The 21,913-nt window shown below is 27.0% G+C and carries 23 protein-coding genes and 1 pseudogene; all 24 read right to left on the bottom strand.

Annotation, left to right across the window (positions count from 1 at the left end; translation table 11 throughout):
• Positions 1-406: 406 nt before the first annotated feature.
• The 24 genes and pseudogenes from FBF21_RS05445 to FBF21_RS05335 all read right to left on the bottom strand — a co-directional run bounded on the left by FBF21_RS05445 (position 407) and on the right by FBF21_RS05335 (position 21,879).
• Positions 407-1,690 (bottom strand): hypothetical protein, encoded by a 1,284-nt coding sequence (locus FBF21_RS05445; RefSeq protein ID WP_052796710.1) that lies wholly within the window; start codon positions 1,688-1,690, stop codon positions 407-409.
• Positions 1,671-2,771, bottom strand: a complete 1,101-nt coding sequence (locus FBF21_RS05440) for a hypothetical protein (RefSeq protein WP_234728810.1) — start codon at positions 2,769-2,771, stop codon at positions 1,671-1,673. The genes FBF21_RS05445 and FBF21_RS05440 overlap by 20 nt, the downstream gene beginning before the upstream one ends.
• A complete protein-coding gene (locus tag FBF21_RS09275) occupies positions 2,711-2,917 on the bottom strand; it encodes a hypothetical protein (RefSeq protein ID WP_228568048.1) in 207 nt (68 codons plus the stop codon). The genes FBF21_RS05440 and FBF21_RS09275 overlap by 61 nt, the downstream gene beginning before the upstream one ends.
• On the bottom strand, positions 2,910-4,862 hold the full coding sequence (locus tag FBF21_RS05435; RefSeq protein ID WP_002935417.1) for a hypothetical protein: 1,953 nt from the start codon (positions 4,860-4,862) through the stop codon (positions 2,910-2,912). The genes FBF21_RS09275 and FBF21_RS05435 overlap by 8 nt, the downstream gene beginning before the upstream one ends.
• Positions 4,850-5,710 carry a hypothetical protein gene (locus FBF21_RS05430; protein ID WP_002873071.1) on the bottom strand — a complete coding sequence of 287 codons (861 nt, stop codon included), beginning with the start codon at positions 5,708-5,710 and terminating at the stop codon, positions 4,850-4,852. The genes FBF21_RS05435 and FBF21_RS05430 overlap by 13 nt, the downstream gene beginning before the upstream one ends.
• A gap of 15 nt (positions 5,711-5,725) precedes the next feature.
• Entirely contained in the window at positions 5,726-5,899 is a 174-nt protein-coding gene (locus tag FBF21_RS05425; protein WP_002873070.1) for a hypothetical protein, read from the bottom strand.
• Positions 5,883-6,602, bottom strand: a complete 720-nt coding sequence (locus FBF21_RS05420) for a hypothetical protein (protein ID WP_060806661.1) — start codon at positions 6,600-6,602, stop codon at positions 5,883-5,885. The genes FBF21_RS05425 and FBF21_RS05420 overlap by 17 nt, the downstream gene beginning before the upstream one ends.
• 70 nt (positions 6,603-6,672) lie before the next feature.
• Positions 6,673-7,263, bottom strand: a complete 591-nt coding sequence (locus FBF21_RS05415) for a VgrG protein (protein ID WP_100624871.1) — start codon at positions 7,261-7,263, stop codon at positions 6,673-6,675.
• Positions 7,264-7,647: 384 nt separating this feature from the next.
• A complete protein-coding gene (locus FBF21_RS05410) occupies positions 7,648-7,968 on the bottom strand; it encodes a hypothetical protein (RefSeq protein ID WP_002876591.1) in 321 nt (106 codons plus the stop codon).
• Positions 7,969-8,462: 494 nt separating this feature from the next.
• Positions 8,463-9,470: a hypothetical protein gene (locus FBF21_RS05405; RefSeq protein WP_052796709.1), complete on the bottom strand. Its 1,008-nt coding sequence runs from the start codon at positions 9,468-9,470 to the stop codon at positions 8,463-8,465.
• 49 nt (positions 9,471-9,519) lie between these two features.
• Positions 9,520-9,770, bottom strand: a pseudogene (locus FBF21_RS05400) (hypothetical protein); the annotation flags it as partial.
• A gap of 84 nt (positions 9,771-9,854) precedes the next feature.
• Positions 9,855-10,298, bottom strand: coding sequence for a hypothetical protein (locus FBF21_RS05395; RefSeq protein WP_002789078.1), 444 nt, complete (start codon positions 10,296-10,298; stop codon positions 9,855-9,857).
• A gap of 181 nt (positions 10,299-10,479) precedes the next feature.
• Complete coding sequence (locus FBF21_RS05390) at positions 10,480-10,944, bottom strand: hypothetical protein (protein WP_167561469.1); 465 nt, start codon at positions 10,942-10,944, stop codon at positions 10,480-10,482.
• 148 nt (positions 10,945-11,092) lie between these two features.
• Positions 11,093-13,084, bottom strand: a complete 1,992-nt coding sequence (locus tag FBF21_RS05385; RefSeq protein WP_168985452.1) for a hypothetical protein — start codon at positions 13,082-13,084, stop codon at positions 11,093-11,095.
• Entirely contained in the window at positions 13,084-15,600 is a 2,517-nt protein-coding gene (locus tag FBF21_RS05380) for a contractile injection system protein, VgrG/Pvc8 family (protein WP_071306793.1), read from the bottom strand. Before FBF21_RS05380 ends, FBF21_RS05385 begins: the two co-directional genes overlap by 1 nt.
• A gap of 135 nt (positions 15,601-15,735) precedes the next feature.
• Positions 15,736-16,374, bottom strand: a complete 639-nt coding sequence (locus FBF21_RS05375) for a hypothetical protein (protein WP_052775893.1) — start codon at positions 16,372-16,374, stop codon at positions 15,736-15,738.
• A complete protein-coding gene (locus FBF21_RS05370) occupies positions 16,374-16,724 on the bottom strand; it encodes a DUF4299 family protein (RefSeq protein WP_002791053.1) in 351 nt (116 codons plus the stop codon). Before FBF21_RS05370 ends, FBF21_RS05375 begins: the two co-directional genes overlap by 1 nt.
• Before the next feature lie 82 nt (positions 16,725-16,806).
• Complete coding sequence (locus FBF21_RS05365) at positions 16,807-17,373, bottom strand: DUF1629 domain-containing protein (protein ID WP_168985451.1); 567 nt, start codon at positions 17,371-17,373, stop codon at positions 16,807-16,809.
• Positions 17,373-18,149, bottom strand: a complete 777-nt coding sequence (locus tag FBF21_RS09270; RefSeq protein ID WP_248276946.1) for an AHH domain-containing protein — start codon at positions 18,147-18,149, stop codon at positions 17,373-17,375. Before FBF21_RS09270 ends, FBF21_RS05365 begins: the two co-directional genes overlap by 1 nt.
• 58 nt (positions 18,150-18,207) lie before the next feature.
• On the bottom strand, positions 18,208-18,759 hold the full coding sequence (locus FBF21_RS05355; protein ID WP_168985450.1) for a hypothetical protein: 552 nt from the start codon (positions 18,757-18,759) through the stop codon (positions 18,208-18,210).
• Between the two features lie 73 nt (positions 18,760-18,832).
• Complete coding sequence (locus tag FBF21_RS05350) at positions 18,833-19,399, bottom strand: DUF1629 domain-containing protein (RefSeq protein ID WP_168985449.1); 567 nt, start codon at positions 19,397-19,399, stop codon at positions 18,833-18,835.
• On the bottom strand, positions 19,399-20,175 hold the full coding sequence (locus FBF21_RS09265) for an AHH domain-containing protein (RefSeq protein WP_248276945.1): 777 nt from the start codon (positions 20,173-20,175) through the stop codon (positions 19,399-19,401). The genes FBF21_RS05350 and FBF21_RS09265 overlap by 1 nt, the downstream gene beginning before the upstream one ends.
• Positions 20,168-21,418 carry a hypothetical protein gene (locus FBF21_RS05340; RefSeq protein ID WP_168985448.1) on the bottom strand — a complete coding sequence of 417 codons (1,251 nt, stop codon included), beginning with the start codon at positions 21,416-21,418 and terminating at the stop codon, positions 20,168-20,170. Before FBF21_RS05340 ends, FBF21_RS09265 begins: the two co-directional genes overlap by 8 nt.
• Positions 21,415-21,879, bottom strand: coding sequence for a hypothetical protein (locus tag FBF21_RS05335; protein WP_002779732.1), 465 nt, complete (start codon positions 21,877-21,879; stop codon positions 21,415-21,417). The genes FBF21_RS05340 and FBF21_RS05335 overlap by 4 nt, the downstream gene beginning before the upstream one ends.
• Positions 21,880-21,913: the final 34 nt, after the last annotated feature.

The following is a 21,913-nucleotide window of genomic DNA, read 5'->3' as shown; positions in this document are numbered from 1 at the left end:
GGCTTAAACCCTTAATGTAATTTACCAAACAAACTCTTTAACTTCTGAAACAATTTATGAAAGATTTTTGTATAAGTTTTAATATTTTATATGAAAATTTAGGTGTAAGCTATAAACAAGAAGCCTTTCGAGCTAGCTAAGAATACTTGGCTTTAGTTAGGAAGCTCCTACTTCTAAGCGTTAGCGAAAGTAGGAGTAATTCACAGTTTTCATTGTTTTAAAATTTTTCTCTTCGTTATTAATAGATAATTTCGATATATCATATCTATCCCAAAAGATAAGCTCTAAGGGTCGTTGTAAAAAAATGATAAGTTAAGCTTATAAAAATAATCAAAACTACAAGCACACCACAAGGTATATAAAATCTTTTAAGTTTGTAAAAAGGTTTTTTCATGGATGCTCATATTTATTTTAAATTAGCTTTTTCTAGCATTTTATTGTCCCAACCTTCTGGTAAATCTTTTATGCTTGGATAATAAGGGCGTAAAAGTTCTATATAAATTCCTTTCTGATAGGAAAGCTCAAAATAATACTTTCCTAAAGCAGAAGGGATAAGCTTTGCATCTCCGTGATAATTTCCATCAGAATAGACAAAATTAGGGCTATCAAAAGGGCTTCTAGGAGAAACATATGGGCTTTGTTGAATTGGTTGCACTCCTATTTCATCATAAGCAAAATAATCATATATGTTAAATTTAAAAATACCATTATTGCCAAAGCCATAATCATAATAATCATTAAAATAACCATTTTCTCCTTCAAATCCCATATCAAGCAATATTTTTTCATAACGCTTATTTATTTCTTCGTTTAAATTTTTATAATCTATTTTTGTGTCATCCATATAAGCTGCAGGATTAAAAAGAAGCTTGGTTTCATCTTGAAACAAACCATAAGAAAGCTCTAATAAGAAATCTTTTAAACTCCAAACCAAATCAGCATAAAAATACTCATCATCAAAAGTGATTAAATAATCTTCATCTTTTTTATTTTGTTTTGCTAAATAATCAAGCATAGCAAGCAATATTGGATTTTTTTTAATATAACTTTTATCTTTAAAATTATTAGCTTGTTCTTTTGTAAGAATGCCAACTTCTCCTAATTGATCATAAATTTCATCACTAAATACGAAAGGTTTTATGCCATGGTTTTTATTGATTGTATCAATATAATTTTTTATTATCATTGTGTTTTTACTATAAAGTTCTTTCACATAGGAAATGATTTGTTCTTGGCTTAAAATTTGAGTGTCTTTTTCTATTTTACATTGATACTCTAAATTATTTGGACTTTCAAAATAATAACCCCCACCCATACCATCATAAAATTTAGGTTTAATATAATTAGGATTTTTATTAGCAAGCCATAAAGGATTTTTTATCTTTTTAACTTCTTCTTCTAAATTTTCAAATTTAGCGGGTATGTATTTTGGGATGAGTTTGTTGCCTTTTTTATCAAAAACAATTTTACCAAGATATATGCCAAATTTTGGATTATAGCATTCAAGCTCATTCATATCATTAAATTTCCAAAAATATTTCTCGCTAGGACAAATATTATTATAACTTTTTATGTTTGTATTTATGGCTAAATAAATAGCATAAGGTTCTTTTCTGGTTTGTAAGAAATCTTTATGTTTAAATATATTCTTTATGGCTACTTCTAACATATCAACCTCTATATTTTTCAAAATAAAATGTGCTTATTCTCGCATCTCTTTCACTTGGAGAAAACCAATAAATTGCAGGCTTATCTGAAAATATACTGTATTTATAAGGTTTAACTCCGACACAATCTGTATAATTATTACTAATTATGCATTTTTTATCATACGCCCAAAACATAACAACATTTTCAAATTTAAAATATCCATTAGAATATATGAGTTTAAAAATGCTTTCTGTATGTTGATTTTTTATTTCTTTAGAATTATTTTTATCAATATAAAAATGTCTAAATTCGTGAAAAAAAGTTGATAATATCTGTTCTTTTTTGTTTTTTAAATTCAAATATAATGCTTTTTTTCCTACACTATTATAAGATCCGTTATTGTATTGTTTAAACTCTTTATAAATAGTTGGAATTGGTGGTTCTATGTCAAAAGCTTTTACCAAATCTTCAAGAAATTCTTGAAAAAACATAATTTTTTCCTCATCACTTTTGTTTGAAAATTCACTAAATTTTGCTTTATAGCTTGGTATGATAAAAAATTTCTCATCAGAATAAACATCTATAAATTTTTTAACAAATTTCTCTCTTTCTTTTAAATACTTATCTCCATCACTTACACTTTTAATAAATTTTTCATTAGCTAAATCAAATCTATAATAAATATAAGCAATTTTTCCTGCAAGTTGGGGATAATTTTTAAAAAATTCATAATTATTTGTTTCTTTTGCTTTTTCTTTAAAACTTTGGCAAGCTTTTAAAAACTCTACAGCCTCAAGAACACTAAAAATACAATTTGTTTGAATTATATCACTATTAAAATCATTCCTTAGTTTGCTTTCTTTTACATCCTCATCCCTTCCAACTCCTACTCTAAAGCTCATATCTATAACTATATGAAAATCTTCTAAACTAGGTATAGCCTTTTTTTCATCATAAGCAAAGACTATGATGTAATATTTATAATCTTTTATATCTTTTATTGGTTCATTATCTCTACTTATAGGTAAATGAAATCCACAAATATTACCTTTAAAACTCGCTATAAATTTAAGATCTTTAGCCTCAATAGAACGACAATCAACATCCAACAAAGATCGCATTTTTTCTCACTATTGCACTCTACATAACTCCAATTTAGCGTTTTATCGCTTTCTTTTTCTAATTGCAATTCTATATAAGTCCCTGGTGCAAAAGAAGCATTTAAATCAATATGGGAATTTTCATGAAATATTAGTGTTTTATTCATAAACTTTTCCTACAAATATAATTTTATTATCTATTTTTTCAGGGTAAGCCACTTTGAGTGAGATTATATTTTCCCCCTCACTCTGCACAAACTTAGCTTGCTTACTTAAATCCTCTAATAACTGTGCTTGTGCCATACCTATGCTACCATTACTGCCAAATTCTCCCTTTTCATTGATAGAGTAAAGATATAGATTATCTTTTATTATGCTTTGCTCTTTTTTATCTTTTTTGCTTGTTTTGTTTTCTTTTTCATTACTTTCTTTTATTTTTACTTCTTTAAAAGTTTTAGAACATTCTTTATTGGTATATAATCTTACACAACATTTTCCCCAAGTTTTTCCTATTTCAAAGGGATAATCTTTTAAAAAGCTAGGGTTAGTATCTTTAGCTATTTCATTAATCTTTAAATAATATTCTCCTTCAGGCAAAGTGCCAAATCTATCTTTAATACTTTCATCATCATAATAAAAATAAGCTTTTTTACCTTTACTTGTATCTTTTTCATCTTGGTAAAAATAATTTGCAATTTGCTTTTTACTTCTTTTTTCATTATCTGCCTTAGCAGTACCACTTCTTGCCATATAAGAATTAATTAATTCATTTCCTTTATAATGATAGAGATTAAATCCATCATAAACTAAATGATCTTTTGCTTTAAATTTAAGTATGAGTCCAACTTTGTGATGGGTATAATTATTAAATATCCTTTTAGCATTTTGCAAAGGAGTAGGAAAATAAGCTTCACTTTCATCAAGCTTTACTTTAAAGCTATAACAATCACTAAAATACTTTTCTTTATCAAATCTTATTTTACCCTTTTCATCACTGCGTCTTTTTAGATTAACTACTCTTAAAGCTTCATCATGTTTAAAACCTTTGATAATGATTTTAGCATTAGCAATGGGTTTATTGTGTTCATCTTTTAAATATAAAGTGATAAAGCAAGGTTCTTTAGCACTGGATGAGGATTCATTTAAGGGTTCTTTTGAAATTTTGTTAAAACTTGTATTGTTGTAGAGGATAGTCTGTTCTAAATTGGTTTGAGAGTTTGTATTGTCATCTTGCAAATATAATACCCCAGATGGCAGGATACGGGTTTTATAATATTCACGAAGTGAAGTTATAGAAGGAGTTAAAGAATTAAAAGATTGGTTTTGAAGTATTTGAAATACTCTTTTATAAATAACCATAGGTGTAATCTTTTCTTGATCTATAAAATGAATATTAACCGTTCTACCTATTTTTAAGGGATCTAATTCCTTTTCTAGAAAGAAATTTACAAATTCTGCAAGACTGCTATCACTTTCAAAATCAAAATTATCCTTTAAAGGATAAAGTTTTAGATTGGAAATACAAACAGGTTCATAAGTTTTAGCACTAATATGAAATTTTACATCTTTATTAAATGCTATACTTGTGCTTCCAAAAGCAAAAGCTCTTTTAGCATAATTGCCTGAATTTGTATCTAAATAATAATGAATTATTCTAACTGCCATTTTATTTTCATCGTATTTTTCGTATTTATTTTCTTCATTATTTTCTTTATCTTTAGTGCTTTTATCTTTATTCTTATTATCTTCATCAAGAAACGGATTTACACCTCCATATACCTTAGTTTTTATGATATCGTCTAATTCTAAAATATATGTTTCATTTTCTATTTTATCTTTAAATTCCCCAAGTTCTTTTTCACTAAAAACACTTTTGAAAAAATTTTGAAATATCCCAAAATTTGTAGCATTGGTATATCTATCTACATATTTCATATAATCAAGTGCTGAAGCTTGTATGATTATTTCTTTTTCATCTCTTGCTTGATAATCTTTACCTATAAGCACACGGTTATCTTTTCTGGCTAAATCACTTGGCGGTGTGCTTTGCCCCCAAAGATAATAGGATAAAATTTCTACTCCATAATCGCCTTTTAAATTTAACGATGCCATTCATCCCTCCATTGCATATCATGAAATAATTGATAATATAATCCAGGAGGATCAAAGTCATAACGCATTTCAACTTCGCCACAATTTGTAATGGGATAATATATGTATTCATGATTGTTTTTATTATCTTTATTTTTCCAATATTCTACAGTGCCTTTTTTAAATTTAAAGTCATGGTCGTTTCCAATAAAATATTTTTGTATCATTAAAGCAAAAACAGAATAACCAAATTTTGAATAATAACCAGTATCACCACCAACGACAATAAATCTAATATCATAAGGCATAAAAGTAAAATCACCTAACCTATCTTGTAAGAGTAAAGAATATTTAAGCTCTAAATCATCTGTTAAAATTTTTTCCTCCTCAAAAGGTCTTACAATGCTAAAGCCTTGCATTATTTTTTGCATATTTTCTTCTTGGCTTTTATTAAGATCAATTTGTTTTGCAATATCATCGATACCAAATTGTTTGCCGTTGCTGTAAAATTGACAATTTAAACCTTTCTTTGCTTTTTCTTTGCTTGAATAATAGCAATTAGTGATATCAAGCCAATCTCCATCTGCATTCATAACTAGTGGATCATGTGCTTGGTTATAAAGTTTTTCAAGCCAATCTTTAGTAGCTCTTTCAAATAATTCATTTTGGCTTAATCTTCTACCTTCTTTTATGCAATAACCCTCTTGATTAAGTGTTACTATAGGACGTAAAGTCACTTTTACATAACCATTTTTAATTTCGGTATAAAAAAGTAATTTATATCCGATAAATAATATAGCTACAATCCAAGTTAATTTTTTTAATTTTGTATTAAATAAAAAATTAAGTCTATAAAAAAGTTTTTTCATTTATAATCCTAAAATCTAAGCTATTTTACAATAATACTTACAATAACCACTAGAATAATTTTTAATCTTTGCATTATGATTGTTATATTTTATATTCAAATCGCCTAGAAAACTTATCGTATTTAAAATAATAAGGTAATTTTCTATACCTTGTCTATCTTCAGGACTTAAATTATTTTCCACATGCATTTAATCTTCCTTTGGCAATATCTATGAAATGATTAAGTTTTTTTGTTGCATATATCGCTGGGTATATCATTTCTTGAATTTCGGTTTTTAGTTTTGTTTTGTATAATAAATCCATTTTTTCATAAGAATTTATCATATTTTCTAATAATTGTTCTTTTTGCGGTATAGAGCAAATAAAGTTTTTATCTAGGCTTGAAGCAAATGGGACGAGATTAAAAAGAAAATAATCAGCGTTAAAGGCTATTTTCATGAGTGTATAAGTGTCAGGCAATGTATCTATTTTATTGATAAAAATGATATATTTATCTATAATGCTTATAAAATTATTCATTTCATCTAAATTAGTAGTGCTATTAGAAGCAAGATAAAAATAATTAAGATTATTTTCACTTTTTCTTCCAAATATACTTGTCTTATCTCTAAGAGCTTTAAGATAAGCATTATCCAAACCTAAAATTTGCATAAAATTAGAATCTCTTTTGAAATGATGCATATAATTTAACAATTCTTTTTGATTTGTTTTTAATTCTTCATTTAAGTTTTGCTCTTTAAAAACTTTTTTAAATTCTTCTTCATTACTTTTAAATAGTTTATACATATCTTTAGCATTTTGATATTCTTTTTCATAATAATATCTATCCCAAAAGATAAGCTCTAAAGGTCGTTGTAAAAAATGATAAGTTAAGCTTATAAAAATAATCAAAGCTATAAGCACACCACAAGGTATATAAAATCTTTTAAGTTTGTAAAAAGGTTTTTTTATTGTTTATCCTTTACTCTGCTTTAAGCTCTCCACTTTTAACCACAAGTCCATTAGAGTCTATAATTACTTCTACTCCACCTGCTTTAATGATAACACAATCAGGTTTTGCATTAATAATTGTTTCTCCTACCTGTATAGTCGCTTCGCTATCGGCTTTTAACTCATGAATAGTTGTGATATTATCAGCTACCATGCTTGTATTTTTATCACTTTCAAATCCTATGGATTCATTACTTGTAAAAAGAATATTGTCTTTGCTTTTATAATCCATCTCTTTCTCGCTTAATACTTGCATTTTATCGCTGATATTAATATTATAATGTCCCTCAACCACCTCCTTTTTATTTCCCTTCACATTTCTTATCTCATCCTTATGGATAATAGTGTTTTGATTAGCACCTATTTCTATATCTTTGTTTTCTCCTACAAACTCATGAGAGTTTTTAGCTATTCTTACTTTATTATCTACTCCTACATTTAAGGTATTGCTTAATCCTACTATGGTATCTTTAGATAAGCCTACATTAGTTAAGTATTCTCCTCCTACATTGACATTTTTAGCTAAGTCTATGGTTTGAGTATGAACCTTTTTAACTTTCATTATAAATTCCATCCACTATAGAATCTTTATCATTTAAAATTCTTTGAGTGAAATTATGTTGTACTAATTCATCATAATCCTTTTGCGCTTTTAAATAAATTTGTTCTTTATCTTTTATATTTGAGAGGGTAAGTTCAATGGCTTTGTTTTGTATAGTTTAAATCTTTAGTCATTTTAACACTAAATGCGTTATTCCTTGTGTTGTTTTAAATGCAGGTGCACTAAAATAAGCAAATAAGATTAATTGATATTTTTCATTCATATTATAAAGTTTATTCCTATCATCTTGTGAAAGCATAGAAGTATTAAAGGTTATATCATTTCCTTGAAGATTTTCTAAAATTTTAATTTTAGATTGATTACATTCTAATTCCTCTTCTTTTTTTATACAATATGCCCATTTAATTGTCTCATCGAAGAAAAATTCTCCTCATTATTTAAGTAGGCTCTAATAAAAATAGTTTCATTGTAAGGGATTTTATCAGTAGTATTTTGCTGTTCTTTTTCTTTATAAGCTTTCAAATTTGTGATATATAAATTCTCTCTTGAATTTTTTATTTGTTTTTCATACCCATTTGCCTCAGTATCTAAATAAAGATTTTCTCCAAAATCTTGCATGCTTACCTTATTTGTAAAAGTATAGCTTCCACCTTTCTTATCTGCAGAACTTAAAGAGACTATTGCCACATTTCCAATTTTATGCATTTGACTTGTGCTAAAGCCTTCTAAGGTTTTTGTAGCTATAATACATTTTGTAGCCCTTTTAAAAAAAGAAGAGTTTGTATCTAAAATTAAATCAATCTTGAAACTGCTCTTATAAATGCCTTCTTGATGTTCTAACTTTAAACTTTCATAAATCCTTCTATTCTCACAATTATGAAGAAATACTTTAGTGATGGTTTCATAATTGTTTCCATTTTCATCTAAAATCTTAAGATTATTAAGTGTTAATTCAAAATTCCCCCTCTATGCGATAAAATCTCTTCGCTACTATATCTTTCTAGTTTTAAATAGATTTTTAGCATCTTTGAGGTTTTATCTTGCAAAATTTTAAATTGATTTTCTTTAGCAAAACTGTATAATTCTATAGCATTTTCTTCATTGCCAGCAAGAGCAACTTTTAAAATCCCATCGTTTTTATTAATAAAATATGATATATTGTTTTTTACTGCTTTAAAGTATATTTCATTTTCTTTTTTTTAAATAAGTTCTTCTTGGGTGCTACAAGAAAAAGCTTGCGGATTGCTTGTTTGTTGTTCTTCTTGCGTTGGATCATATTTTAAATACATTAGCTCGCATTGATCTTCTATCAATTTAGTGCAATCTATTTTTGCTTTTGCTCCTATAAGTAAAGTAATAAAAGTATTTTTAGGTTGTTCTATTTGTATAATAGATGGAGTGGGATTTGGATAGAGGATAAGAATATTATGGGGTGTATTTGCTTCTAGTTTTTCAAACTTTTGTCTTAAAGTTTTATTAAGCAAGGCAACATTATCCAATTTATTAGCGCCTAAATTCTCACAATAATTAGCAATACAATAAATATTATCTAAGCTAAAATTTTTTTGAGTGAGGGTGTTTAGGTAATTAAGATAGGGAGCGAGAATATCAGCTATACCCTGAAATTCTTCTTTAGCAACATAAGAATAATAGTGTTTGTCTTTAGTATAATATGTATTGTATTCTCTTAAGAGATACTCTGTTTTTTCATCAACTTCTTTGCATTTCTTATAAGTTTGCATAAAAGAAAGATAAGTGTATTTATCTGGCAGCTTCAGTCCTTGCTTGGTATTGGCTTCTCTAAAGTTAGATTCTTGGATTCTGCGAGAATAATAAGGGTTTTTGAATTGTCGTATATCAGCATAATAACGCACAGAAAACCACACTAAAAATCTATTCTTATCTTTAAGGACTTTTTGAAGCAAGATGAGTCCACTCTCTGGGTTAAATCTTGCTGGACGCTGATAATAAATAGACAATAAGGGAATAAACTCTTGTGGATTGGTTAATTCTATCTTACTAAAAGAAGTAAGATAGTTTGCATTCCATTTTTGAAGTTTTTTTCTTAGATTATGTATTTTCTCAAAAGAAATGATTTTTTTAACTTCTTTTGCTTCATTATCTGCAAGCTCAAAAACCATATTTTCATTAAGTTTTTGGTTGATATTTTCAGGATTTTGGTTGTAGATTTTTATATTATTTTGCAAAATAGCATTGAAATATATTTCTATTACTCATAACAGGATGATTAAAATATTTCAGTTTTTCTCTTGTTTTTTGCCCCTTTTTGTATCTTTAGGGATACTCTTTAGTATTGAAAAATAGAGTTTAGAATATAATCTATCAAGTTTTTGTAACTCCCCACTTTTATCACTACAAATCATCTTTTCAACCTTGCTTTTTGCTTTAGCACAATCAAAACTAGGTTTGGCTTCTTTTGGGGATTGTGCATTAGCACTAATGGCTAACATTAAACACAATCCTAAAACTATTAAAAACTTTTGCATAAGAACTCCTTTAATTTACTCTGTATTTTTTGTCGCTTCAAACATAATAACTACTCCTCTAGCACAATATCTAAAAATATAGAGCTATATAAAAAGAAATCTAAGCCAAGATTGAAGTGTTTGGGTATCATAATTTGTTTGAAAAAATATTAACATCCATGCAATAGCAACGCACAGGCTACTATGAATACAAAGAGAGAAAATACTCATTGGGATAATCCATAATGAAAATTCGTTTAGAGCTAGATTTGAATGTGATTGCATAAAAAATTTTCTTAAAAAATATACCAAAGGTAAAGAAATACCACAGATATACATTATTAATAACTCCCATTCACAAGTAATGCAGATAATCAAAAATAATAAATAATATGAAAAAAGCCAAGCAATCCAAAAACTTTTTGAACATACAAACCCACAAAAGCTTTGAAATCTTATCAAAAATACTATACATACATAAGATATACCACCAAGAATCAATACAGGCAATGTAAAGACATATGCTAAAAACCCAAATCCATCAGTCATTATCTCGCCTCACTTTTTACTATAATCCTCAATAGATTCTTTGTATCCAAATTATTTGGAATCTTAATATTTTTAAAACCTTTGCTTGTAACTATAAAATCACAACCAAGATTGAAATGTTTCTGTGTTTGTTGGATTTGTATTTGTTGGTAGTCGTGGTTTTGATATATAAGTTTTTGCATTATGGTTTGTCCTTGCCTATCATAGATAAGATTCTATATAGAATCTTAGTAAAAAATGACTTATGATTTTTATAGAGGATATAGCTAAGGAGTAGTGCAATTATACTGGGAAAAACCACAACAAGAACATAAAAAGTTATAGTGCGAATCGCCTCATTTCTCTCATCGATTTTAAGATAATATCTATCACACCATGAGCTGATATAATATCCAATAGCATACATCATTACAAAAGAAAGGATAAGTAGTCCAATCCCAATAAAAAATGAAACGATATATCTGCCTAGTCTCTTTGTAAATGAAATCTTTTGCATATCAAAATAAGTATAGATAATAGCATAGAGTATAAAGGTAAGATGTATAATTTGCAAGATAATGGGGATTAAAAACATTTGAAAAATTTCAAAAAGGCTGATAATAGTTGTATCGACAAATATTACCCACATAGCTAAGTATAACAACACTGAAGCTCCAATATGTAGAGTAAGATTCACATATTGAGGCTTATATTTATACAATAAAAGCGTCAGACAATAAAGGGGTAGAAAATAGTATGCAATAAGACTAAGCCCATATATAAAAGGCTCATAATCACCACCAGCAAAAAACATCTTACTTCCCCACTATAAAAGCAGTATCTTGCATTTGCGTATGACTAAAATCCATATCCAAAAATGTAGTGCTATATAAAAAGAAATCTAAGCCTAGATTAAAATACTGTTTTGTTTTTAGAAAGTCTGAATTATATAAGGGAAATAAGAATGATTTTGGTGAGGTATATTTAAAATGAAATTTTGTATTTCGGTATTGCATTATCGAATTATATAAATCAAATCCTACCTTCTCATAATCCCATGCCCCAATAGGCTGATCGCTACCATTATTATTAAAATTCACAGTATCAATGATAAAAGCACGCACCTTTTTGCACGCAGCATATAAAGAATGGTAATTATAGAATCTTGTAACTCTCGTGATTTGTATAAGGCTTGGTATATATAAGATATTAAAAGCCCCTGCGATAGAGTATAGAGCAAAATTCTGCTTGTATTTTGGGTTAGAGTGGAATTTATCTAAAACTTCTTTTTCATGTTGTATGGAGTTTTGCAATGAAAATGCATCAAATTTACTTAAGCCTAAATGCGGTAAAAACACATCATTTTTTATATCAAACCTTTGAAAATATAAACTATTATCGATAATATCTGATGGTTTTTGTAAGTCTTTTATAGCTTTATGAGTTTCTGGGAGTGTTTCCTCTTTTTTATATAGCTTAAAGACTTCTGCATTCTTCGTCTTATTCTCTTTCATTGCTTGGATATTGAGTGCCATTGTATATTCTTGTGTATTTTTAATGTTTTTTATATCTAGTAAAGTATCATTAAGAAAATCTTCGAATTGTTTTTGAAAATCAGATTCTTCTCCAAAAAGCTTTTTGAGATTCATATACTCGCCCTTTAGCTCTTGCATTATAGGAAACTTCATATAAAAACTATCCCAATCTAATTCCGCATAAAATCTTGCTTTATCTCTTGATTTTGTGTTGTCAGTCTTTAATTGTTGCATCTCTACTCTAGGCAATATCTCCTTTACTATTGTTTTCATTGTTTCATTAGGGATAGTATCTATAAAATCTTGTGAAGTAGAGCTTCTAAAGGTTAAATCTTTTAATTCTTTAGCATCACTTGGATTATCATGCCATAATCTTTGACAGATATAGCTTACCCCCCAACCAAGCCTTGAGATTTCATCTTTGTTTGTATGTGCCCTTAGTGTTTCTGCTAGAGTGCAATCAATGGTAATTTGTGGATAATCATTAATTCTTATAAGATAAGAGGCATTATAATTGGGTATTTCTTTATAAGCAAAGACTAATAGTGTTTTTTGCTCTTGTGTGTCTTTAGGGTTTGGTAGTTGCAAACTAAGATGTTTTCCACAATAAGCTTTGTTGTTTTCTAAATGTCTATAAATGATAGAAGAAGATAATAGGGCTTTATCTTCTTCTTTTTCAATATAAAAACAATCTTTTAAAATTTCTTCATCAAATAAAGAACTTTCCTTTTTGTCATTAGTTAATTGGTTTTTGTTTAACTTATCTAAGGTGTTTTTATCCTGAATAAAAACATAACCCCATTTAATTTGCTCTTCTTTGATTTTTGCATCCTCATAAATAGCTTCAAATTCTACTATATCACCAAAAGTATAGAAATTACGCACTATTTTTTCATTATTTTCTAAGGTAAATTCTTTGGATTTTAGCCTAATAGAGTTTATAGAGCCTTTATCTGCCTTTCTTTCAAATTTTATTTCACACCAATGCCCATACTCATAACTTCTTAATAAAAATCTATGATTATAGATGGGTTTGTTTTTATAAACACTAGATTGGTTTAAAATTAATTCAAAGCTTTGTGCTTCTTTACTAAAAATTTCACTAGCATTTAAATGAGCTTCCCCCATTCTATTGGTTGTAAAAATAGTCTTGATTTCATTTTTATTGCCCTGTGCTATTTCATAAAGCTTAAATTCTTGATTATGCAGAAGAATATTATTAGAACTTAAAAGCCTAATATTTAAACTATTTTTTTGATTAAGTGCTTCCATTACTCTGCCCTAATCTCTCCACCTTTGACCACAAGCCCATTAGAATCTATCACTACTTCAACTCCACCTGCTTTAATAATCACATAATCTCCCTTAGTAACAATTTGAGTATCGCCTACTTGGTGGAGGATTTGATTGCCTGCTTTTACTTCATAATCTGTTTTTGTTTGCGATAATGAATTATCAGATACAAAGGTATTATTTTTATCTGTTTCAAAGCCCATTGAAGCATTGGTGGTGATTAGTAGATTATTTTTGCTTCTTATAGAAGTCTCTTTTTCTATTTGGATTTTTAATGTTTCTTTTATATTAATATCATAATGTCCCTCAACCACCTCCTTTTTATTTCCCTTCACATTTCTTATCTCATCCTTATGGATAATAGTGTTTTGATTAGCACCTATTTCTATATCTTTGTTTTCTCCTACAAACTCATGAGAGTTTTTAGCTATTCTTACTTTATTATCTACTCCTACATTTAAGGTATTGCTTAATCCTACTATGGTATCTTTAGATAAGCCTACATTAGTTAAGTATTCTCCTCCTACATTGACATTTTTAGCTAAGTCTATGGTTTGAGTATGAACCTTTTTAATCCTTTCATTATAAATTCCATCCACTATAGAATCTTTATCATTTAAAATTCTTTGAGTGAAATTATGTTGTACTAATTCATCATAATCCTTTTGCGCTTTTAAATAAATTTGTTCTTTATCTTTTATATTTGAGAGGGTAAGTTCATTATAACCTTCTTCATTAACACCTATGGTTTTAGAAGAAAGAGAAGTTTGGTGATCATTAAAAGGAAGATTTACTAAACTTGGATTAGCCCCATTATATAAACTTCCACTTACATAAGGTTTATCTATATCATCATCTAAAAAAGAAATAATCACTTCATCTCCTATTCTTGGAGTATGAAAAAAACCTGAATGATTGCTTGCTATATGAGAAGCTACTCTTAAAAAAGGAGTGTGATGATAAGATTTATAAGTATTGCTTGATAAATTAGAAGAATTTATATCTATATCATTTGCAATAAAAGTATCATTATCTAATTCTTCTTGATTGGCATAAAGATTAATCCTTACCTTAACCCTTCCATGCTCATCAGTATAAATAGTATTTCTCTCACTTTCTATATCCTTACTCTCTCCTATAACAATACCTTGAGTGCTATTAGGAGCTTTAGGTTTAGCTTTAAAACTTGGAGTAAAAATAATATTCTTTTTTAGTAAAGTTAAAGTATTAGAATAAGATTTATTTAAATTTAAATCTTTTAAATTTAAATGATCATTAGTATTAATAGAATTAGCTAAGATGGCATCATCAATTAAGATTTGAGTATTAGCGATAATAATAAAGTCTTTAAGCAAAGAAGCTTTATCTTGTTTTTCTTCATCTTGATTTTTTATTTCTTCTTGATGATTAAACTCCTTATAATTTAAAGTGATAAAATCTCCTAAGCTAAGATGATAAATATTACTTTTTGCTAGTAAGTTTTCATTTAATACTAAGGCTCTTTTTTCTTTAAGAGAAGGCTTAGTCTTTAAATCAATGCTTTTTGTAAAAGAATATTCACTCTCATAAAAATGTTCATTATAACAAGCTTTGTTATTAAGTTCTTGTTCATAAGGAACTTTACTAGAGTGTAAAGATAAAAGATTTAAAGGAGTATTGGCATTAATACTAGAATGTGTAAAAGAATTAGTTCTTAAGCTTTGCTCTTTATAAATAGAAGAAATACAAGCTTGATTTAAAATATTATTAATATTAGGATTATACTCAATTTCTTTATTTTTTACATTTTTATACACATCACAAAAATAAATAGTGTTCTCATCTTCATAAAAAAAGATTCCATTATTATGGCTTAATCTTGTAATAAAGTCTAAATCACTTTCATTGTATTGAGAGATGAGTTCTTGTTCTTCATAATTAAAATGTATATTAGAATAATCAATTTCTTTATGTAAGATATCTTGATAAAAACCAAGGGTTTGTTTAATCACTTCTATAATATTAGTATGAGTATAAATACGATTGGCTTTATTTAAAGAAAGTCTTATCAAGACTGATTGAAGCTTAAAAGAAAAAAAATGCTTGTATTGTATTTGCTTAGTATTTGAAGTGCTATCATTAATATTTAAAGCACTTTCATGATTAATACCTAGATATTTTATATAAGTGATAATTCCCTTATAGTTTTTTACTTCATTGTTATCAAAGTTTAAGGTATTATTCTCATAAGGATTATGGATACTTAAAATAGCTTCTTGATCGATTAAAACATTAGGATGAAAATTAAAAGTTGTAGGGGTGCTTGGATGAGATGAAGCATTGGTTAAAGTATTTAAAGAAAATAAATCTTGTTCTAAACTTTCAAAAAAGCCTTCACATTCTATAGAAAAAAGCTCTTCAAGACTTTCTTTGATGAGGGCTTTAGTGATTTTAAAGGGTAGGGGATTTGAAGTAGAATTTGATATATTAAGACTCATGTAAGAATTAAGGGACATTGATGATCCTTTTGGGGTTGAGTTTATGGTGTTTATAATTTGGTATAAATCCACTATGTTTTTAATTTTTATATTTATTATTTTAACACAAATAGTCTAAATTTGAGTAGAAAAAGAAATTGCTTATTTTTGTTATTAAAATCTATTTTTATCTAAATTTACTTCTATGATATTGAGTTCTTTTTCGCTGTTTTGTGTATTTTCTAAACGCAATTTTATTTTATTTGCACCCATGGGAGTTAAAATAGTAAAATATCTAGTATTATTTTCATAAAAACCCCAAATTTCATCAAATTCCAAATAATTTGCTAATCCATATTCTTTAAACTCACATTCTTTATAGATTGATTTTAAAAATTTTGGCACTTCATTAATAATAAAAAGTATTTTGATTTTTTCTTTTTGAGAATTAATATCCAATTCTTTAATCAGATTATTTTGATATTCTTGCTTAATTATTTCTATTATTTTTTTATTATCACAATTTTTTAAATCATTAAGATTAACATCCATTTCTTTTTTTAACTCTAATTCTTGAGGAAAATAATTTGTATTCTTATAATCAGAAGCTTGTGGTAATAATATATTTAATTGTTCATCACTTTTAAAAATTAATTTCGCTATATTCATAATTTTAATATTTAATTCTAATATAGCGTAAAAATCTTTTTTAGAAAAAATTTTATCTACACCTTTTTTCATATTTACAATATCTAAATTTTCATCAGATAAAAATTCTATAAGTTTATTTAAAAATATAGGTTGAGGAAGCATTACCACCCTTTAAGCTCTAAGCTTTCAAGCTCTTCTAAACTCATTGCTCTAATTAAAATCCTTTCTTCTGATTGAATTAAAGAAAAATCTTGCAATTTCTCTAAAGCTTCTTTATACTCTAAATACCCCAAAGGCTCATCTTTGCTAATGCTAAAAAAACTCAGCCTCCATTTGGTTTCTTTATCTTCATCATCTAATTCAAAATTTTCCCAAGGTTTTTTAAAAAGAATAGTATCTGTATCTTCACTTAGGGTGAAATTTATTATTAACCCATCTGGTGTTTCATAAAGTTTAGGCATAGCTTCATAAGCTTCTTCCCAACGCCTTTGTAAAAGTTTTAAATCTTCCATAAATTTTTCCTTAAATATAAAATGAAATTATAACTAAAAATCTTTTTATATTAAATTGCAAATTTTTATAGCTTTTAGTCTTTCAATCTTCATATACCATAACTTCACTAAAACTAAAACCTAATAAATTGTTTTCTCTTACTATTTTTCTAAATTCACTTGATACAAAAACAGGTATTTCATCATCTTTAATTCTAAATATATGGCTTCCATCAAGTTTTGATTTTTTTAAAACAGCCTTAGTAATACTTAGATATTCATTATTATCACCCATATAAGTATATACAGAATGTTCATAATCTAAAGCTTCAAGTGATTTTATTACATGCATAATTTTACAATCATAATAATTTATTTCCTGACTTTTAATTTCTACATCTAAATATTGCACACAATCTTTAATTAAATCTTGCATTAAATTTATAAATTTAGGAGAGACTATACGCCAATTATATACATTAGATATTAAATCGGTCAGTATTTTACCATCATCTTTATCGATTTCAAAACTAGGTGTTTGCCAATTTGTGATAGGTTTGGATTCTAAAAGTGCATATTTGTCATTATTTTTTATATCTGGTTTAATACAATTTATCCAATTATCAACGTCATTATGTTGTCCATTATACATCATTTTATAATATTTCATTATTTTCTCTCCTTATAGTAATCTTTATGAAGTATAGCAGGATTGTTTTTGACTTCTTCTTTTAGTTTTTCAAATTCTTTTAAGAATTTATCCTTATCTCCTCTTGCTATTTTATCAATTTTACTCATTTTTTCAAGAATATATTCATGGTATTCATTAGGATGTCTTCCGCGATGTGGCATTTTAACTTTATTCCAATCTCCATTTAGTTTTAAATCATATGAATTAAGTATCTCTTGAAATTTTGGAGTATATTTTTTACTCTTATCAGTGGCAATATGATGGGTTTGAATTGGTGGTTGTTTGTTATCGCTTCCTCCCCCTTCCCATCTTATCCTGTCAAATTTAATCTTAGCAAGAGGACTAGCTTGTATTTTAGCTAAAGCAAATTTAATCTTATTCTTTTTGGGTATAGCAAATATAGGATAACCTTTATTACTTACCCCTATTAAACCCATTTGTAACACAGAATGTTTATTATTAACTTTATGATCTGAATAAGTATAAGCAAATACCATAGCTACTTTAGTACAAGGTCCTCCTAGTATAGGTGGATTTAAACATCCACTTATACTGGCTCCTTGTATTTCATTATTAAGCATAATAGAAACATTGTCTGATTTTATTCTTTTAGCTTTTTTTGCTTTTAACTTAACTCTACCTCCATGTAAGCATACTAAAGTATTATCTTCTAAGATAGGATGCAAACAAGAAGTATCAGGAGTTATATTAATATCTTCTATTCTAGGAATAAGGATTGTTCTTTTTTTAGCCATGAAAAGTCTTGTGGGTTTTTAAACTCGCTAAGATTAAATTAAATCATAAGGAAAGTATTTACACAAAGCTAATCCTATTTTGCTTAATCATTCTAGCACGATTGATAAGAGCATAAAGGGCTATATCTTCATCATTATATATTTCTCCTTCAAATTCTTCATCCCCATCAAATTCAATACTTTTCCATTCTATAATCTCTGCTTTAGCATTAGTGATAAAAGAAATATATTTGTCTCTTTGTTTATTGTGTTTAATACCTGCTCGCATTGGTTTAAGTGCTTCATCATACCAAATCACTTCTAGATTTTCTTCTTGGATGATTCTTAGTGCTACTTCTTTTGTTAGATATTCTTTGATGTCCTTGATATCATGATATTTATGCCAATAATTTTCTTGCAACATTTTATCAATGGCTTCTTTTTCACTATCAAAAGAATACTCAAGTTCAACACTTCCCCTTTCTCCAATATAAACAGCTTCGTATTTATTATTATCAGAATCAAACCACATAGTAAGATGATATTCCCCTAAATGTTTATAAGAAGGATACCAATCTGTATCAATCAACTTTTCTTCTTTTATAATTAGTTCTGCTTGTTCTCTTGTCATTTTCTATCCTTTGTTATGGTATTTGTTTGATAAAACCTAATAAATTTATGATTGTAATATTTTTATATGTTTATTAATCTTCATATACCATAACTTCACTAAAACTAAAACCTAATAAATTGTTTTCTCTTACTATTTTTCTAAATTCACTTGATACAAAAACAGGTATTTCATCATCTTTAATTCTAAATATATGGCTTCCATCAAGTTTTGATTTTTTTAAAACAGCCTTAGTAATACTTAGATATTCATTATTATCACCCATATAAGTATATACAGAATGTTCATAATCTAAAGCTTCAAGTGATTTTATTACATGCATAATTTTACAATCATAATAATTTATTTCCTGACTTTTAATTTCTACATCTAAATATTGCACACAATCTTTAATTAAATCTTGCATTAAATTTATAAATTTAGGAGAGACTATACGCCAACCACAGTCATTGTGTATAAGATCAGTTAATATGTCTCCTTCATTTTTGTCTATTTCAAAACTAGGTGTTTGCCAATTTGTGATAGGTTTGGATTCTAAAAGTGCATATTCATCATTATTTTTTATATCTACAAGATCACAAGAGTACCAATTATCCACATCATTATGATTATAGTTATACATCATTTTATAATATTTCATTATTTTCTCTCCTTATAGTAATCTTTATGAAGTATAGCAGGATTATTTTTGACTTCTTCTTTTAGTTTTTCAAATTCTTTTAAGAATTTATTCTTATCTCCTCTTGCTATTTTATCAATTTTACTCATTTTTTCAAGAATATATTCATGATATTCATTAGGATGTCTTCCGCGATGTGGCATTTTAACTTTATTCCAATCTCCATCTAATTCCAAGCTATATTTTTTTGTTATTTTTTGAAATTCTTTAGTAAATCTTTTACTCTTATCAGTGGCAATATGATGGGTTTGAATTGGTGGTTGTTTGTTATCGCTTCCTCCCCCTTCCCATCTTATCCTGTCAAATTTAATCTTAGCAAGAGGACTAGCTTGTATTTTAGCTAAAGCAAATTTAATCTTATTCTTTTTGGGTATAGCAAATATAGGATAACCTTTATTACTTACCCCTATTAAACCCATTTGTAACACAGAATGTTTATTATTAACTTTATGATCTGAATAAGTATAAGCAAATACCATAGCTACTTTAGTACAAGGTCCTCCTAGTATAGGTGGATTTAAACATCCACTTATACTGGCTCCTTGTATTTCATTATTAAGCATAATAGAAACATTGTCTGATTTTATTCTTTTAGCTTTTTTTGCTTTTAACTTAACTCTACCTCCATGTAAGCATACTAAAGTATTATCTTCTAAGATAGGATGCAAACAAGAAGTATCAGGAGTTATATTAATATCTTCTATTCTAGGAATAAGGATTGTTCTTTTTTTAGCCATGAAAAGTCTTGTGGGTTTTAAGTATGTTTTCTAGTTGTTCATCTTTAGCATAAAGAAGCTTTTCTTCTAAAGAGCAATCAAAATTTAAAGGAAAAGGTTTTAGGGTATTTTTACTTAGAAATTTTTCCCAAAGTATAGAATTTTCTTTTGCTGAAAACTCCCAAAAATCATCTTTATTTTTATAAACATAGTCTTTATAATCTATAAAATTTACAAAATTGATATCTATATCTTTTTGTTTAGAAAGTATGCCTTGTATGTTTTCTTCTTCTGTGTTTTTTGGAATTTTGTTGTAATTAATAAGATAATAATTAAGTCTATCTTTGTTTAATTCTTGATTGTCAAGTTCATTTAAAAACTCTTTAGAATAATAATTTAAAAAGTAAGTATTTGCGTATTCTTCTATATATTCTTTAAAACTTCTTTTATGAATTAATTTATCTTGATTAATGGGATAAGATTTTAAAGTATTATTTTTAGAATCTAAAGTATGATCATATCCTACAAAAAAATAAGAAAAATCCATAAAAGCATAATCAGCACTGATGCCTTTACAAAGATTTAAAAACATATTTTCAAGTTCTAAAATGATTTTATCTTCTTTGCTTAAATTTAATTCTTTTTGTATCTCATCTTGACTTTTTGGAGTAAAAGTATGATTGATTCTGTGATTATAATTGTTAATTAAATATTCTAAGTTTTCATCACTAAAATTAAAGCTTAGCTCAAGTGAAGAATTAAAATAAATATCATATTTATTAAAGTAGGGTGCTAAATTATCTTTTTCTATAAAAATATCAATTTGATTTTGAGAAAAATTTTCTCCTTTTTCATCCCAAAAAGGAAAATTAGGAGAAAGATTTTTAAGCATACCAATCTCTGTCAAATCATTTTTTTGATAATATCGATGTAAAATATATTTACTTTTATCCCTACATAAACGATTATAAAATTGAGTATAATTTGAAGGCAAAAAATCAAGCCATTCATCATCACCATGTAGATTTATGCCTTCAAATTGATCAACACTAAAATAAGCTTTAAACTCTTGCATAGTTTTTAAGGTATTTTCTAAATGCTTATTATAAAATTTGTCTTTATTGGCTTGTTTAAATTCAAACCAATCTTTGGCATTTAAACGCTCGCCTTTTAAGCTCCAAGCATTAAGATATTTTTCATCACTAAAAGTTTTAGTAGAAAAAAGATAAAAGCTTACTCGATTAGAGCTTAATGTTTGTTTCATTTAAAATCTTTTAAAGCATATAAAAAGTCTTTAATATCACTTACTTGATCTTCTACCCAATCTTCTACTGTATAATCTTCATCACAATCGCTATCTTCATTATAATAATCTCCCCCTTCAAAGTCAGCAGGATCGTCATAAAGTTCCATTTCTATATGTTCTAATTCAAATTCCAAATCATTTATAAAATTTCGAAGATTTACGCCATTAAATTCACTTTTATCATATTCTAAAACAGCAATAAGATTAGGCGGCAAGGTAACTTTATATTTTGCATCAACTTTTAAATTGCCATTTTCTACTAAATTTTTATATTCATAGCTTAAAATGCTACTTATAAAAGCTCTTCGTTCGTATTTTTTTAAACCATATAAAGCATCTTTTAAATAATTATCATTTTTAAGATAGTATTTAAACACTTCTTGTATATATTCATCATCCAATAATTTTTTATTTTTCATTATCTTTCCTTATAATTTATTTTAGCAAAGTGAA

The organism is Campylobacter sp. CFSAN093238 (genome assembly GCF_012898015.1).
Taxonomy (GTDB): domain Bacteria; phylum Campylobacterota; class Campylobacteria; order Campylobacterales; family Campylobacteraceae; genus Campylobacter_D; species Campylobacter_D jejuni.
This window is presented reverse-complemented; position numbering and strand designations above follow the sequence as displayed.